The organism is Limnobaculum parvum (genome assembly GCF_003096015.2).
Taxonomy (GTDB): Bacteria; Pseudomonadota; Gammaproteobacteria; order Enterobacterales; family Enterobacteriaceae; genus Limnobaculum; species Limnobaculum parvum.
Map to the genome: position 1 here is coordinate 1,495,236 of NZ_CP029185.2, position 16,423 is coordinate 1,511,658.

Below are 16,423 nucleotides of genomic sequence, written 5' to 3' on the forward strand. Positions count from 1 at the left end.
CAGATGTCTTTAATTAATATGTCAGGCGCATGGCTGTCATTCAGCGATGCTCCACTACTCGATAATACTGAACTGCATATTGAACCCGGTGAGCGTGTTTGTCTGGTTGGGCGCAATGGTGCAGGTAAATCTACGCTATTAAAAATTCTGAACCGCGAAGTGCCGTTAGATGACGGACAATTGGTATTTGAACAGGATCTCGTCGTGGCTCGTCTACAACAGGATCCCCCTCGTAACGTGGAAGGCAGCGTATTTGATTTTGTGGCAGAAGGCGTTGAGAAGCAGGCGGAACAGCTAAAAGAGTATCATCATCTGTCTCAATTAGTGGGAAGCGATCCCAGCGAACAAAACCTGAATAGGTTAGCCAGTTTACAAGAGATGCTGGAACATCAGGGTAGCTGGCTGATTGATAGCCATATTCGTGCGGTGCTGGCTAAGCTGGAACTGATAGCTGATGCGCCATTATCGTCCTTGTCGGGTGGTTGGTTACGTAAAGCGGCGTTAGCTCGCGCATTGGTCTCTTCTCCTGATGTATTGCTACTTGATGAACCTACTAACCATTTGGATATTGAAACCATTTCTTGGCTGGAAGAGTTTCTGAAAGAGTTTGATGGCAGTATTGTCTTTATCTCCCATGACCGTTCATTTATTCGCAGTATGGCAACACGTATTGTTGATTTAGACCGCGGTAAGCTTGTCTCTTGGCCCGGTAACTACGACCTTTATCTGGAAGGGAAAGAAGAAGCATTGCGGGTTGAAGAGTTGCAAAATGCAGAGTTTGATCGCCGTCTAGCTCAGGAAGAAGTCTGGATCCGTCAAGGGATTAAAGCACGTCGTACCCGTAATGAAGGGCGAGTTCGGGCGCTGAAAGCGATGCGTAATGAACATGCCGCTCGCCGTAGTACCATGGGGACAGCGAAAATGCAGGTGGAAGAGTCACTGCGCTCAGGGAAAATCATTTTTGAACTGGAGAATGTAAGCTATAGCGTGGCGGGAAAAACGCTGGTAAAAGACTTTTCAGTTCAGGTTCAGCGCGGAGACAAGATTGCCCTGATTGGTCCAAATGGCTGCGGTAAAACGACATTATTAAAGCTGATGCTACAGCAGTTGCAGCCCGAAAGCGGTAAGGTGTATTGTGGGACTAAGCTGGAAGTCGCCTATTTCGATCAGCATCGGGCTGAATTAGATCCGAATAAAACCGTTATTGATAATCTGGCGGATGGCAAACAAGAAGTGATGGTTAATGGTCGTTCTCGTCACGTATTGGGCTATCTGCAAGACTTTCTGTTTCATCCTAAACGCGCCATGACACCGGTGCGAGCATTGTCTGGTGGGGAACGTAATCGTCTGTTACTGGCCCGTTTGTTTTTAAAACCCAGCAACTTACTGATCCTCGATGAACCAACCAACGATCTGGATATTGAAACGCTGGAACTGCTGGAAGAGTTATTAAATGACTATAGCGGCACCGTGCTGTTGGTCAGTCACGATAGACAATTTGTTGATAACTCGGTAACCGACTGCTGGATTTTTGAAGGGCAGGGGGTAATTAAGCAGTATGTTGGTGGTTATTTTGATGCCCATCAACAACAGGCGAATGTCAAAGAATTACGCGCTCCGTCCTCTGCTTATGCTGTAGACTCTAAGTCTGTGGCACAAAAAGCGGAAGAAAAGAAACGCACTAACAATAAATTAAGCTATAACCAACAGCGTGAACTGGAAGGGTTACCCGCTCAAATAGAGAAACTTGAGGCTGAGGTTGCTGAGTTTCAGGCTAAAGTCAGTGATGCTTCGTTCTTTAATCAACCCCATGACGTAACGCAAAAAATACTCATGGATTTGGCAACTAAAGAGCTAGAGTTTGAAAAGGCGTTTCTGCGTTGGGAAGAGCTTGAATCTCAGAAAAACGGATAACGCAGGACATAAAACCTGTGTTAAATGATTTAAAAACAGCCAGTTGATCGAATAAAATCAAGTTTTTGATGAACTTTATTAACAGAAAAAATAAATAATATGATAAAAATATTATTCGAAATGATGGTTAATAAGGTAATTATCAGCCTGTTTGAAGATACTTTTCAATTTGATGGATTATACTTGAGCGATCTAATGGGTGTTTTTTCTGAATGATAAAAGGTGGTAGCAATGTGTACTGATGCGGGTTGTTCCCATGCATCACTGCCACGGGTAAATATCAAACAGGCCCAAGGTGATGCAGTAATAATAGAAAAAACGGATGATAAGTTGGTTTTATGTCCACAATGTGATTGGATGGTAAAACTTCCAGATATCAACGAAGGGGACAAGGCTGTTTGTCCCCGCTGCCACACGACTTTGAGTGCATCATGGGTAGAACCCGTGTTACAACCCGTCTGTTGTGCCATTAGTGCATTATTGATGATGGTGTTTGCCAATCTGTTTTCTTTTGTCAATATGCAGGTTTCCGGTATCTACAATCAGATTAAACTGATGGAGATTGCCGAGGCGATGGTCAGTGATGATTACGCCAGTCTAGCAACATTATTCATTGTTTTTGTTCAGTTGATTCCGGCATTTTGTATGGTTGCCATCATCTTGCTGTGTCTAAAAGTTAAACTCCCTTACCGGCTGAAAGTGATTATGGGGCGCGTTATCTACCTCGCCAAAGTGTGGTGTATGGTGGAGATTTTTCTGGTCGGTGTCTTAGTAAGTTTTGTAAAATTAATGGCTTATGGAGACATTGGCATCGGCCCGAGCTTTGTGCCTTACTGTCTGTTCTGTTTGCTTCAGGTACGGGCGTTCCAGTGTTTAGATCGTTATTGGCTATGGCAAACGATTCAGCCCGCGCCGGATTTGCATCAAACTCCTCGGGTTGGGATGTCCGGTTTGAAACAAGGGCTAAGATCATGTCCTTGTTGTATGGCAATTTTACCGATTGATGAGCATAAATGCCCTCGTTGTCATACGGTTGGTTACGCCAGACGGCCTAATAGTTTGCAGTGGACGCTCGCACTATTAGCGACATCCATTATGCTTTATATACCCGCTAATATTTTGCCTATCATGGTGACTGAAGTATTAGGGAATCCAATGGCATCCAATATTATTTCCGGTGTGATCATTTTGTGGGAGGATGGTTCTTATCCTGTCTCATTGGTGATATTTATTGCCAGTATTCTGGTTCCTACCTTGAAAATAATGGCTATCGGTTGGTTGTGCTATGACGCTTCTGGAGCGGGGAAGAGAGATAGCAAACTGGATCGTGAGAAGATGCATTATCTTTATGAAGTTGTTGAGTTTGTTGGCCGCTGGTCAATGATAGATGTATTTGTGATCGGGGTATTGTCATCACTGGTTCGAATGGGACAATTGATGAGTATCTATCCTGACGTTGGTGCCGTACTGTTTGCTGTGGTGGTTATTTTAACCATGATTGCGGCTATGATGTTTGATCCCCGTCTTTTGTGGGATCGTAAAAAGTGATTAACCAATAAGGAGCCTGATCGTGCAGGAAAGTCATCAGGACGTAGCTAAAGTTGAAAAAATGAAACGCTGGTCGCCAGTGTGGATCATTCCGATTGTGACGGTACTCATTGGTGCCTGGATTCTTTTTTACCACTTTAGTACCCAAGGGCCCGTGGTTACGTTAATTGCGGCTAATGCAGAAGGTATTGAGGCAGGAAAAACAGCAATTAAGAGTCGTAACGTCGGTATTGGTATGGTGGAGAGCGTCAGTCTAAGTGATGACCTGAAGCAAGTGATTGTTACCGCACGTTTACACGATGGCATGAATAAACTGTTGAATAAAGGCACGGTTTTTTGGGTAGTGAAACCTCAAATTGGTCGGGAAGGCGTCTCTGGTTTGAATACCTTGCTTTCTGGCGCTTATATTGAGTTACTACCCGGGCATGATAAGCAGGAACAGAATAAGTTCACGCTAGAAGAGAACGCGCCTTTAGCATCAGCCGATACGAAGGGATTACGCGTTTCCCTAGAGAGTAAACAACCAAGCCGTCTGAATGCAGGCGATCCGGTGCTGTTTCGTGGTTTCCGTGTAGGTACTGTGGAAAGTAGTGAGTTTGATCCAAAAGAGCGGGTAATGCGGTATAGCCTGTTTATTATGGATGCTTACCGTGGGTTGGTGACCAGCAACGTTCGCTTCTGGCAAGATAGCGGTATCGCTTTTGATATGTCATCACAAGGTGTTCGGGTTGAAATGGCCTCACTGGATACACTGGTGGCAGGTGGTATTAGTTTCGATTTACCTAACGGCTGGTCGTTAGGCGATCCGGTTAAAGACAACGAAGAGTTTGAGCTTTATTCCGATCAGAAGAGTATTCAGGAGTCTTTGTATACCCGACATGAAGATTTCTTGTTGTATTTTGAAGACTCGATTCGTGGCCTTCAGCCAGGCGCTCCTGTTGAGTTCAGAGGAATTAGGGTTGGTACTGTTTCAGAGGTGCCGTTCTATATGCCAGAATTGAGAAGCTCAAAAGATAATAATTACTATGTCCCTGTATTGATTCGTATTGAGCCGGATCGGATTCAAAATCGGTTTGGTAAAGATTTTGATATGAAGGCCCATTTGTTGTCATCGATAGATACTGACGGCCTGAGAGCGTCTCTGAAATCGGGTAACCTGCTAACCGGCGCGCTGTTTGTCGATCTCGATTTCCATAAGGATGCGAAATCGTGGAAAGGGCCAAAAGAAGTCTATGGACATCCGATTATCCCGACTATGCCGGGTGGCCTAGCAGAAATTCAGAAACGTTTAATGACGGTATTGGATAAAGTAAATAGTATGCCGGTTGAACCGATGTTGGCGGAAATGACCAATACCTTAAAAGAAACCCGCAGTATGATGACCAGTTTGAATGCAATATTGTCTAGCAAAGAGGCTAATAACCTGCCTAAAGATATGCAGAAAACACTGACCGAGTTGAATCGTAGCCTTAAAGGACTTCAACCTGGCTCAACGGCATACGGCACCATGGTTGCAGATATGCAGCGCTTGGATCAGGTCATGCGTGAGTTGCAGCCAATATTGCAAAAACTGAATCAGAAGAGTAATGCATTGGTGTTTGAAGCGCCAAGTGCTAATGACCCTACGCCAAAAAAGGCCAATAACCAATGATGAAATGGACTATTGCAACCCTTGCGCTGTTATTAAGCGCCTGTAGCAGCCAGCCGCAGGTATCTTATTATCAGCTGCCATCAGCCAGTGCGGCTAAAAGTAGCTCAGCCGCTATTGCCGTTAACTCCGGTAAGCAGTTGTGGATTGAGAGTGTAACCGTGGCTGATTTTCTTAGCGGAACGGGTATTGCTTATCAAACCAGCAATGTGAAATACACCATTGCCAATAATAATCTCTGGGGTAGTAGCCTGGAGCAGCAATTAAAACAAGCATTAACTGATAATTTAAACGCTCAGCTCAACGGCTGGGTTGTTTCTGCGCAACCCATCGGTGGAAGCAGTGATGTGGATGTGCTGCGCGTAACGGTAAATGGATTTCACGGTCGTTATGACGGTTATGCTGTGGTTAATGGTTATTGGATATTGCAACACGGGAATCAAATTGTTCGTCGTCCTTTTGATATTGAGATGCCTCTACAAAAAGACGGCTATGATGAATTGGTTCACGCTTTGGCTAATGCCTGGCAGCAAGAGGCAATACAAATAGCAAAAGCGCTAAAGAATTAAATAAATCAATATAATGAGAACATTATTCGTTAATTACTGACGGATGTTGTTTAGAGCAGAGGTAGTAATGAAATTAAGTCGTATTGTTTGGAATTCATGTATTTTAGGTGCCGTACTGGCTGTTCCTGTTGCTAATGCAGACACATGGTCTATTGGGGCAGGGGCAGCGGTTGAAATGTACCCTTATAAAGGCGTTGATAACCAAGTCTCGCCTTTACCAGTGATTAATTATGAAGGTGACCACTTCTATATTCGCGGTATTGGTGCCGGTGCTTATGTCTGGAAAGATAGCCACAATCAACTGTCACTGGATCTCTATTACTCACCGTTACGTTTCCGGGCCAGTAAAAGTGACGATAACCAGATGAAGAAGTTGGATAACCGTGACTCGACTATGATGGGCGGTGCTAGTTATAAGCATACGGCTGACTGGGGTATTATCCGAACATCACTCTCTGCGGATATGTTGGATACAAGCAATGGCCTGCGTGCTGATGCTGCTTATTTACATCCTTTCGTATTGAATGATTTAAAGATTATTCCGGGAGTCGGTGCCGTTTGGTATAGCAGCAACTTTAATGACTATTACTATGGTATATCAGGTAAAGAGTCTAACCGTAGTGGTCTGGATAAGTATAAAGCTGACAGCAGTTGGTCACCTTATGCTGAATTGACCGCGACTTATAAGATCAATAATAGCTGGAGCACTTATGCTACAGGCCGTTATACAAGTCTGGCCAGTGAAGTGAAAGATAGCCCAATGGTAGATAAATCATATTCAGCAGCGGTTGCTGGTGGTGTTACTTACACTTTCTAATGCAGATTAACTGAAAGGTTGATTCTTTTCGGATAAAACCGGTCAATTGTTAAATTGACCGGTTTTATTTTATCCAAAATATCGGTTACGCAGGTTCGTTTTTATGACAGCGAATGGTCACTGATAGATATTGTGGCTTATCGCTGTGTACCTCAACCGGTTGGCTGGCATTGGCCGTCTCAACGCAGACCATGGTTTTATAGCCATCATCTTCCATATCTTTCATCGCGCTGGCACCTTCAGCCGCCGGGTTCCAGGTTACGACATCGCTGGCATTATGATGGTGAACTTCAATACTGCGACCCAAGACGGGATCCTTAATCACACTAAAGGATTCTGGCTGGCTATAAACACGATCTACAGGGCCCGCAAAGGTGAGTGTTTTATCGTGCGTGTCATGTTCAGTGCCGGTTATGGTATCGAGGTAATGAGAACCTAAACCGGATATGCTGACTTGAGAAATATCGGCAATATTGAAGTAAGTATGAAGCGCCGAAGTCATTGAGTAATCACCATGAGACTCCAGCTCAATTTCACAGGTAGTACCCAACTTAATACGAGCAATTAGGCAGAAGGCGTGAGGCCATATCTGTCGTGTTTGCTCGTTATCTTCTAGAGAGAAGGTAAGCCAGACAGCATCTTCATTTGCATCATGTGCAGTTAATTGCCAAAGCTCATTTCTGGCGAAACCATGAGCAGGGGAGGCAACTTTGCCAAACCAAGGCCAACAAATAGGAATTCCACCGCGAATTGGCGTGCCTTGTTTAAAATGACTGGCTTTGCTTAACCAGATTACAGGCTCTTCACCATTGGGCTGCCATGCCAATAAATGAGCGCCTTGTAGTGCAATAGCGCCCTTGGCTTTAGGGTGATTAACCACAATAATGGCTAATTCATCTTGTTTGCGTAGAGTCAAATAGGGAGTTAATTGTTGTTCTATTGGTAATGAAAAGAGAAAGTCTGACATAGCGTTGCCCTTTTAATCATAGCTAATTTGCAACTTGATACGGTGTAAATAAAAAGGGCAGCGATTACGCTGCCCTCTTGAATCAGAACGATTGATGTCTCTTATTTAGAAACGTGAGCAATCAGGTCTAATACTTTGTTTGAATAACCGATTTCGTTATCGTACCAAGCAACAATTTTCACGAAGTGATCGTTCAAAGAGATACCGGCTTTGGCATCAAATACAGAAGTGCATTTTTCGCCCAAGAAGTCAGTAGAAACAACGTCATCTTCGGTATAACCCAGAATACCTTTCAGAGCACCTTCAGAAGCAGCTTTCATTGCTTCACAGATAGCTTTATAAGAAGCTGGTTTGTCTAAACGTGCAGTTAAATCAACGACAGAGACATCTGGCGTTGGAACACGGAAAGACATACCGGTTAATTTACCGTTCAGTGAAGGAATAACTTTACCTACAGCTTTAGCTGCACCGGTAGAAGAAGGAATGATGTTCTGAGCTGCACCGCGGCCGCCGCGCCAATCTTTGTGAGATGGGCCATCAACGGTTTTCTGCGTTGCGGTAGTGGCGTGAACCGTGGTCATCAGTGCTTCAACAATGCCGAACTTGTCGTGCAGAACTTTAGCAACTGGAGCCAGACAGTTAGTTGTACAAGATGCGTTAGAAACGATGTCCTGACCAGCATAGGTAGAATCGTTTACGCCCATAACGAACATAGGCGTATCGTCTTTAGATGGGCCAGTTAACACCACTTTTTTAGCGCCAGCGGTGATGTGCTTACGAGCGGTAGCATCATCCAAGAACAGGCCAGTTGCTTCTGCAACAACATCAACGCCAACTTCTTTCCATTTCAGGTTTTCTGGATCTCTTTCCGCAGTTACACGGATTTTCTTGCCATTAACGATTAACTGACCGTCTTTCACTTCAACGGTACCTTTGAAACGACCGTGCGTAGAATCATACTTCAGCATATAAGCCATGTATTCAGCGTCGAGCAAGTCGTTGATTGCAACGATTTCAATATCAGTACGCTCTTGCGCAGCACGGAATACGAAGCGACCGATACGGCCAAAACCGTTAATACCTACTTTAATAGTCATGTTGTTCCACCAGCTTGTTTGTTAGTGAATGAAGCGAATTTAAAACCTGCCAATAAAATTACAAAAACCTTGCAAAACGTCAAGCGGAATCGTGTCAATCATTGTCAGCCATCACAAAAAATATTTGAGTACCAGTGAGAAACGCACGCAATTTTGCTGATTTTTTGTGCTTTTTAGGCAGTCTATCGGGTGTTGATTTTTCAATTATAACCCCATTCGATGCGAATTTGGGAATTATTGCTGTTTTGCTCACGAGAATGGTCACTTTTGCGATAAATCATCTGCCAAATTGTTAATTTATTGTTATAGTGTGAGGTCTGGAAGCTATTTTTGATCATCAGTGCTTTTTTTAGGGGGAAAGTGAATAACCCATTGAATAATAAAATCAAAGAATTATCAGATGTCCAACGCTATGTCACTCAGGAGCGCGGAACTGAAGCCCCTTTTACTGGGCATCTTTTGCATAATAAACAGGTAGGAATATACCACTGTATATGCTGTGATTCTCCGCTGTTTTACTCCGATACAAAATTTGATTCTGGTTGTGGATGGCCGAGTTTTTTTGAAGCAATGAGTCCGGATGCTGTTATCTATATTGATGATTACTCGCATAATATGCATAGAGTCGAGATTCGTTGCAACCACTGTGATGCGCATTTGGGACATGTTTTCCCTGATGGACCACCCCCTACCGGAAAGCGTTATTGTATCAATTCAGCCTCAATGGTTTTTGTTGATGAACAGAGTGGAGAGAAGACCCTCGGTTAAATTGTATCCGAATATTAACAAAATCGATTCAGCTTAATATTCGAACTAAATAATATTCGAGCCAGGTTTATTCATTTATGTTAACTCGCTGCGCAGACTTTCTGCATTAGCGTGCTGATTTGATGAGATGAAGTGAACGGTCTAGGCTCAATGTTGATTTGTCTCTGAAAGACATTGGGTTAGGTTAATCACAATACAACGAATAGAAAAAGGCCCGGTGATAAACCGGGCCTGAAAGACGATATGCTACTCAGAATAATTACTGGGTGTAGCTACAGCTTAAACAGTAAATATAGCGATAACCAGGATCGTTCATATTACCGAAGAAGCCCGGTTGTTTATTGATGTCTTCTGCGACCTGACGTAATGGCGCAGGAAGTTCAATTTTGATTGCTTCGGGCAATAGAGCGTTAACTGAAGCTGAAACTTGGCCCAACAGAATTTCCCTGACGGTCGGCTCCGTCACTGTCCATTTAATTTCATAATCTTTCAGTTTGGCGAGTTCTGCCGCCTTTTTAATGGCGTCGTCGAAATCGCCTAGTTGATCAACTAGGCCATTTGTTTTGGCATCTGAACCAATCCAGACTCGACCCTGAGCAATGCTGTCAACTTCTGCGGGTGTTTTATGACGAGACTTCGCGACTAGATTGATAAAGGTTCTATAACCATTCTCAATAGTTAATTGCATCATTTCAGAGAATTGTGGAGGCAACGCCTTGGTTACGGCTGTATCAGCCAATGGTGAGGTAGAAACCCCATCGGTATGGACACCAATAGCATCCAGCGAGTTTTCAAATGTGTTGATAACGCCAAAAATACCAATAGAACCGGTTAAAGTGCTAGGGCTGGAGATGATGTAATCCGCAGGTGTTGAGATCCAGTATCCCCCGAAGCTGCCATTCCGCCCATGGAAACGACAACAGGTTTGCCCGTTTCTTTCAGGGCCTGGACTTCTGAACGAATCATTTCCGATGCGGTGACACTACCACCCGGGCTATTTACCCGCAGTATGATGGCTTTGATTTTGTCGTTAAGGCGTGCGGCTCGTAGCTGCTTGGCAGTGGTATCACCGCCGACCATTCCCGGCATTTCAGAACCATCAACAATAGCGCCGTTAGCAAAAACTACCGCAATCTCCGACAATTTTGCTCTTTCAATAGCAGGCTCTGTCATTTGATAGTTATAGATACTGATAAAGTTGTAGTTCTTATTCTGCTGATCCCAACCAAATGCCTCTTTCAGCATTTTTTCTACCGCTGAGCGGGAAGATACCTCATCCACCAGTTTACTCTTTAGGGCGAACGCTGCGGTATCACCATCGCTGGCTTTTAATTGCTGAATTAGCTGGGTAGGTTCTGGGTAGAGCTCTGCGATCGAGATATTACGATTTGCTGCCACATCGGTCATATAGTTGGACCACAGTGTATTCACCCAACGGCTGTCGGACTGGCGAGCTTCAGGCGACATATTGTCACGAATAAATGGTTCGACTGCGGATTTATAGGTGCCTACGCGGAAAATATTGGTGGTGACTTTCAGCTTATCCAATAGCGATTTGTAATAGAGATTATTAGTGGAAATTCCGTTTAACAAAACAGAACCCTGAGGAGATAAATAGATCTTATTAGCAAAGCTGGCCAGATAATATTGACCCTGAGAATAACTATCCCCAATAGCATAGATTGGTTTTCCGCTATCGCGAAACTCCTTTAAGGCTTTACCGATATAACTCAGAGAAGGTTGGTCTGCACCGATAAAATTTTCCAGAGACAACACTATTCCGCTAATTTTTTCATCGTCTTTAGCTTGACGGATCTGTTTCACAATATCGAACAGTGAGTTTTCTTGAACGTCTTTATTACTGCCAATTAGCTCTTGCCCCAACTGACGGAATTTACTGTCAGAGCTTAAACTATCGACAACGGTACCGGTCAGGTTAACCAGCAATGCCCCTTTTTCAGGTTGAACTGTGGAATCTTGCATCTGTATATAAAGCGCAAAACCAATAAGTAGAACAAAGACGAAAATTAGATTACAAACAGCCTGGCGAATAAAATTAATAACCCGCCAAGAGAATTTAAATATGGTTGCAAAAATTTGCCATAGGGCTCGCATGTATACTCCATTCATTGAGCGGTAAAAAACATTGTTGGATATCCTAAAGCTTGGTGATAGAAAAGTCAGTGTTAAATAACCAATTGGTGACGTTATTTTTGTGTTCGTAACAAATAATTAACCTTACAATAGACAGTAACCCGTTTATCTGGAGAATTTTATGGATTCGTTAGAACTGTTACTTAACCGCCGTTCCGCTTCTCGCTTGTCTGAGCCGGCCCCCAAGATGAAGCGTTGCAGAACATTATTCGGGCAGGTATGAGAGCACCAGATCACGGAACGCTGGAACCTTGGCGTTTTATTATCATTGAAGGTGAAGCGCGCAGTCGGTTTGCGGATGTCTTGTTGGCGGCAGCGGTAGATGCCGGTCAGGATGAATCAGTACAGGAAAAATCGCAAAAGGGCCGTTTAGAGCTCCGATGATTATTACCGTGGTGGCCCATTGTACTGAACACCATAAAGTACCTCGTTGGGAACAAATAGCATCGGCAAGCTGTGCGGTTCAGGCAATGCAAATGGCTGCGGTAGCTCAGGGTTTTGGTGGTATTTGGCGTAGCGGTTTTTGGACTGAACATCCCATTGTTAGAGACGCTTTTGGCTGTCGAGAACAAGATATGATAGTCGGTTTTCTCTATTTGGGAACACCACTGGTGCAACCGGCAAAAGTTAAAGCACCAAATACCTCGCCTTTTGTTTCGTATTTTTAAAATTGATATTTCCGGGTACATATAAATAGTGTACCTGGAAATATCACTGTAATAATCATCGAATTTATCCCTTTCTTTGCGCTGTAATCTGAGCAATATATCCACGATCGGTATGGTATGACTTATCAATAGTGGCGAGTCGCGGTACTATATGCGCTTGATCTCCGTTTGCCACTCGGGCCGAAAAGAGGAATTGATAGATGACAGAGCAAAATATTCGTTTAACTCAGTACAGTCATGGGGCTGGTTGCGGCTGTAAAATATCCCCAAAAGTACTGGAAACGATCCTGCATTCTGAGCAAGAGAAATTTATCGATCCTCATCTGCTTGTGGGTAATGAAACCCGCGATGACGCAGCGGTTTACGATATAGGTAACGGTATCGGCATTATCAGTACTACCGATTTCTTTATGCCTATTGTTGACGATCCTTTTGATTTTGGGCGGATTGCGGCCACCAATGCCATCAGTGATATTTATGCTATGGGTGGAAAGCCCATTATGGCTATTGCCATCCTCGGTTGGCCCATCAATAAACTGGCACCTGAAATTGCTCAGAAAGTCATCGACGGTGGTCGTTATGTTTGCCAGCAGGCAGGCATAGCGCTGGCGGGTGGTCATTCAATTGATGCTCCAGAACCGATTTTTGGCCTAGCTGTTACAGGTATCGTGAGCACTGAACACATTAAGAAAAACAGTGCGGCAACGGCCGGATGTAAACTGTTTCTTACAAAGCCATTAGGTATTGGTGTACTGACGACGGCAGAAAAGAAAAGTAAGCTGTTGCCACAACATCAGGGAATTGCGACTGAAACCATGTGTCAGTTGAATAAACCAGGCGCAGAGTTTGCTAAAATTGAAGGGGTAACGGCGATGACCGACGTTACCGGTTTTGGACTGTTGGGCCATTTAAGTGAAATATGCCAAGGTTCAGGGTTGCAGGCCAATATCTGGTTTGATGCAGTGCCAAAATTACCGTGTGTGGAACAGTATATTGCTGAAGGTTGTGTGCCGGGCGGAACGCAACGCAACTTTGATAGTTACGGGCATCTTATTGGTTCATTGACTGATTTACAGCGGAACTTGCTGTGCGATCCGCAAACATCGGGTGGTTTGTTGATTGCTGTGACCTCTGAGGCTGAAGTGGAAGTACAGAAAATTGCCGCACAATACCAAATAACATTAACGGCAGTTGGCGAGTTGTTTGCTCCTCAGCAAGGCCGTGCATTGATCGAGGTTGATTAATGTCAACCAACAGCAGTGCTGATTATCAGCATGTATTTCTTCATGACATCCCATTGATTGATGTACGCGCTCCGGTCGAATTTGCTCAGGGCGCATTTGCTTATGCGACCAATTTGCCACTCATGATGGATGACGAACGTCAGGCGGTTGGTCTCTGTTACAAACAGCACGGGCAAAAGTCGGCTATTGAATTGGGGCAGCAATTGGTCAGTGGTGATGTTCGCGAACAACGAATCGCCCAATGGCGTGCTTTTTGCCAGCAATATCCTCAGGGGATTTTATATTGCATGCGTGGCGGTTTACGCTCCCATATTACGCAGCAGTGGCTTAAAGAGGCTGGTGTTGATTACCCATTGATAAAAGGTGGGTATAAAGCGATGCGTAATTTTCTGATAAACATAAACCAGCAGGTTGCCACCATGCCGCTGAAGGTGATTGGCGGAAACACCGGCAGTGGTAAAACTCGATTAGTAAAAGAGTTACCGTTTGGTATCGATTTAGAAGGTGCCGCTAAGCATCGTGGTTCTTCATTTGGAAGAACACTGGAAAACCAAAGTACACAGATAAATTTTGAGAACCGAATTGCCGTCTCTTTGCTAAAACAACAACACCAGGGTATTTGTCGCTGGGTGGTTGAAGATGAGGGTAAAACTATTGGTTCTAACCATGTGCCGTTGGAAATCTATGAGTCAATGCAAAATGCGAATTTAGTGGTTATTGAAGATCCTTTTGAGCTACGTTTGATGCGTTTGAAGGAAGAGTACATCGATACCATGATCGTTGGGTTTCAGCAGCAATATGGCGAAGATGATGGATGGGTGCGCTTTAGTCACTATCTTCACCATGGTCTGTTTGCCATTCGTAAACGGTTGGGAATGGAACGTTATCAGACATTGTTGAATGAGCTGGATAGTGCATTACATCATCAACAGACAGGACAAGGCAGTGATAAACATGAAAACTGGCTGGTGCCGCTGCTAATTGAGTATTATGACCCTATGTATAGCTATCAATTAAGTAAAAAATCCGATCGCATCCTGTTTCGGGGAGAATATAACGCTGTTCGTGATTTTTTGTTGAACGATAACCACTGATGCGCTTATTCATTGCCGAAAAACCGAGTCTGGCACGGGCTATTGCAGATGTACTGCCAAAACCACATAAGCGTCAGGATGGTTTTATTGTCTGTGGCAACGATCAGGTGGTTACTTGGTGCGTAGGCCATCTACTTGAGCAAGCTCAGCCCGATCAGTATGACGCTCGTTATGCGCGCTGGTCGCTTTCTGATTTACCCATTATTCCTGAAAAATGGCAGTTAAAGCCAAGAGACTCAGTAACCAAGCAGTTGAATGTGATTAAGCGGCTACTTGTTGAAGCCAATGAAGTCGTACATGCAGGAGACCCGGATCGGGAAGGGCAGTTATTGGTTGATGAGGTGCTTGATTATCTTGAGCTTGATGCCGATAAACGTCAGCAAGTACGCCGTTGCTTGATTAACGACCTTAACCCGCAGGCAGTAACCCGGGCTATTGATAAGTTGAGGTATAACCGGGAATTCATTCCACTCTGCGTTTCTGCACTAGCTCGGGCTCGGGCTGATTGGCTTTACGGTATTAATATGACCAGAGCCTACACGCTGCTGGGCCGTAATGCCGGATATAATGGCGTACTATCCGTTGGTAGAGTACAAACACCCGTGTTAGGCCTGGTGGTGCGTCGGGATGAAGAGATTGAAAATTTCGTACCGAAAGATTTTTTTGAAGTCAAAGCGCATGTTGTTACACAACAAACAGCAGAACGCTTTATTGCTATCTGGCAGCCCAGCGACTCTTGTGAGTCTTTTCTGGATGACGAAGGGCGATTACTTAACCGTACTTTAGCGGAACATGTGGTTAAGCGGATCACCGGTCAGCCAGCTTTTGTTACAGAATATAATGATAAGCGGGAAAATGATGTGGCACCGTTGCCTTTCTCGCTTTCAGCGTTGCAGATTGAGGCAGCCAAACGCTTTGGTTTTAGCGCACAGCAAGTGTTGGATCTCTGCCAGCGGCTATATGAAACCCATAAGTTAATTACTTATCCTCGTTCTGACAGCCGCTATTTGCCGGAAGAGCACTTTGCCGATCGCCATGCGGTGATTGCCGCTATTGAGACTCACCAGCCTGATATTTTTCCATTGCTCGTTGTTAATAGCGAAAAACGTAATCGCTGTTGGGATGATAAAAAAGTTGATGCTCACCACGCCATTATTCCAACTGCGCGTAGTTCCTCCGTCTCTTTATCCGCTGATGAACGGAAAATCTATCAGTTGGTTTCGCTTCAGTATTTGATGCAGTTTTGCCCGGATGCAATTTATCGCAAATGCGTCATTGAACTGGATATTGCCGGGGTAAATTTATTGCCAAAGCGCGATTTTTGGCTGAAGCCGGTTGGCGTATGTTGTTGGGCAGCAAAGAGCGTGATGAAGAGAATGAAGGAACACCATTACCGGTGGTACATAAAGGCGATGAATTGTTGTGCGAACAGGGGGAAGTCGTCGCAAGGCAAACCCAACCACCCCGTCCATTTACCGATGCAACGCTGTTATCGGCAATGACCGGTATTGCTCGTTTTGTACAGGATAAAGATTTAAAGAAAATATTACGGGCAACGGATGGATTAGGTACGGAAGCTACTCGAGCGGGTATTATCGAACTGTTGTTCAAGCGTCAGTTTTTACAAAAGAAAGGGCGGACGATTACCTCAACGGAAGCGGGTAGAGCACTGATTCACTGTTTACCTGAAATCGCGGCCCGTCCCGATATGACCGCGCACTGGGAATCTACGCTGACTCAGATTAGTGAAAAGCAGTGCCGCTATCAGGATTTTATGCAGCCGATGGTGGTGACTCTGCAAGATTTAATTGCTCAGGCAAAGCGTAATCGTATGCCTCAGGTATTTAAAAATATACAGCAAACGACAGAGATTGCAGCGGAAAAACCAAAGAAAAAGCGGGCTAAATCCAGCAAGAAAAAAAGTGAGGAGTAAGC

The 16,423-nt window shown here is 44.3% G+C and carries 10 protein-coding genes and 3 pseudogenes; 10 read left to right on the forward strand and 3 right to left on the reverse strand.

Going from position 1 to position 16,423, the window contains the following annotated elements; genetic code table 11:
- Window positions 1-3 precede the first annotated feature (3 nt).
- From HYN51_RS05995 to HYN51_RS06015, 5 genes are all read left to right on the forward strand, one after another.
- Window positions 4-1,914, forward strand: coding sequence for an ABC transporter ATP-binding protein (locus HYN51_RS05995; protein WP_108899183.1), 1,911 nt, complete (start codon window positions 4-6; stop codon window positions 1,912-1,914).
- Between the two features lie 357 nt (window positions 1,915-2,271).
- On the forward strand, window positions 2,272-3,462 hold the full coding sequence (gene pqiA, locus HYN51_RS06000) for a membrane integrity-associated transporter subunit PqiA (RefSeq protein ID WP_230514052.1): 1,191 nt from the start codon (window positions 2,272-2,274) through the stop codon (window positions 3,460-3,462).
- 61 nt (window positions 3,463-3,523) lie between these two features.
- On the forward strand, window positions 3,524-5,113 hold the full coding sequence (gene pqiB / locus HYN51_RS06005; RefSeq protein WP_108901980.1) for an intermembrane transport protein PqiB: 1,590 nt from the start codon (window positions 3,524-3,526) through the stop codon (window positions 5,111-5,113).
- Complete coding sequence (gene pqiC, locus HYN51_RS06010) at window positions 5,110-5,679, forward strand: membrane integrity-associated transporter subunit PqiC (RefSeq protein ID WP_108899185.1); 570 nt, start codon at window positions 5,110-5,112, stop codon at window positions 5,677-5,679. The genes pqiB and pqiC overlap by 4 nt, the downstream gene beginning before the upstream one ends.
- A gap of 67 nt (window positions 5,680-5,746) precedes the next feature.
- Window positions 5,747-6,496, forward strand: coding sequence for a MipA/OmpV family protein (locus HYN51_RS06015; protein WP_108899186.1), 750 nt, complete (start codon window positions 5,747-5,749; stop codon window positions 6,494-6,496).
- A gap of 85 nt (window positions 6,497-6,581) precedes the next feature.
- Here the strand turns inward: HYN51_RS06015 and HYN51_RS06020 are convergent, their stop codons facing one another.
- Both HYN51_RS06020 and gapA read right to left on the reverse strand, forming a co-directional pair.
- The gene (locus HYN51_RS06020; protein WP_108899187.1) at window positions 6,582-7,463 is read right to left on the reverse strand and encodes a D-hexose-6-phosphate mutarotase; all 882 of its coding nucleotides are present in this window, start codon (window positions 7,461-7,463) and stop codon (window positions 6,582-6,584) included.
- Between the two features lie 101 nt (window positions 7,464-7,564).
- Entirely contained in the window at window positions 7,565-8,560 is a 996-nt protein-coding gene (gene gapA, locus HYN51_RS06025; RefSeq protein WP_108899188.1) for a glyceraldehyde-3-phosphate dehydrogenase, read from the reverse strand.
- Between the two features lie 360 nt (window positions 8,561-8,920).
- On the opposite strand from gapA, the gene msrB reads away from it, so the two are divergent.
- On the forward strand, window positions 8,921-9,328 hold the full coding sequence (gene msrB / locus HYN51_RS06030) for a peptide-methionine (R)-S-oxide reductase MsrB (RefSeq protein WP_108899189.1): 408 nt from the start codon (window positions 8,921-8,923) through the stop codon (window positions 9,326-9,328).
- A gap of 259 nt (window positions 9,329-9,587) precedes the next feature.
- On the opposite strand, the pseudogene sppA reads toward msrB, so the two are convergent.
- Window positions 9,588-11,443: pseudogene (sppA, locus tag HYN51_RS06035) on the reverse strand (signal peptide peptidase SppA).
- Window positions 11,444-11,603: 160 nt separating this feature from the next.
- Here sppA and HYN51_RS06040 point away from each other — a divergent pair.
- From HYN51_RS06040 to HYN51_RS06055, 4 genes and pseudogenes are all read left to right on the forward strand, one after another.
- Window positions 11,604-12,150: pseudogene (locus tag HYN51_RS06040) on the forward strand (NAD(P)H nitroreductase).
- Window positions 12,151-12,350: 200 nt separating this feature from the next.
- A complete protein-coding gene (selD, locus tag HYN51_RS06045) occupies window positions 12,351-13,394 on the forward strand; it encodes a selenide, water dikinase SelD (protein WP_108899192.1) in 1,044 nt (347 codons plus the stop codon).
- The gene (gene mnmH / locus HYN51_RS06050; protein ID WP_108899193.1) at window positions 13,394-14,488 is read left to right on the forward strand and encodes a tRNA 2-selenouridine(34) synthase MnmH; all 1,095 of its coding nucleotides are present in this window, start codon (window positions 13,394-13,396) and stop codon (window positions 14,486-14,488) included. Before selD ends, mnmH begins: the two co-directional genes overlap by 1 nt.
- Window positions 14,488-16,421 (forward strand): annotated as a pseudogene (locus HYN51_RS06055) (DNA topoisomerase III). Before mnmH ends, HYN51_RS06055 begins: the two are co-directional and overlap by 1 nt.
- The last annotated feature ends 2 nt before the right edge of the window (window positions 16,422-16,423 follow it).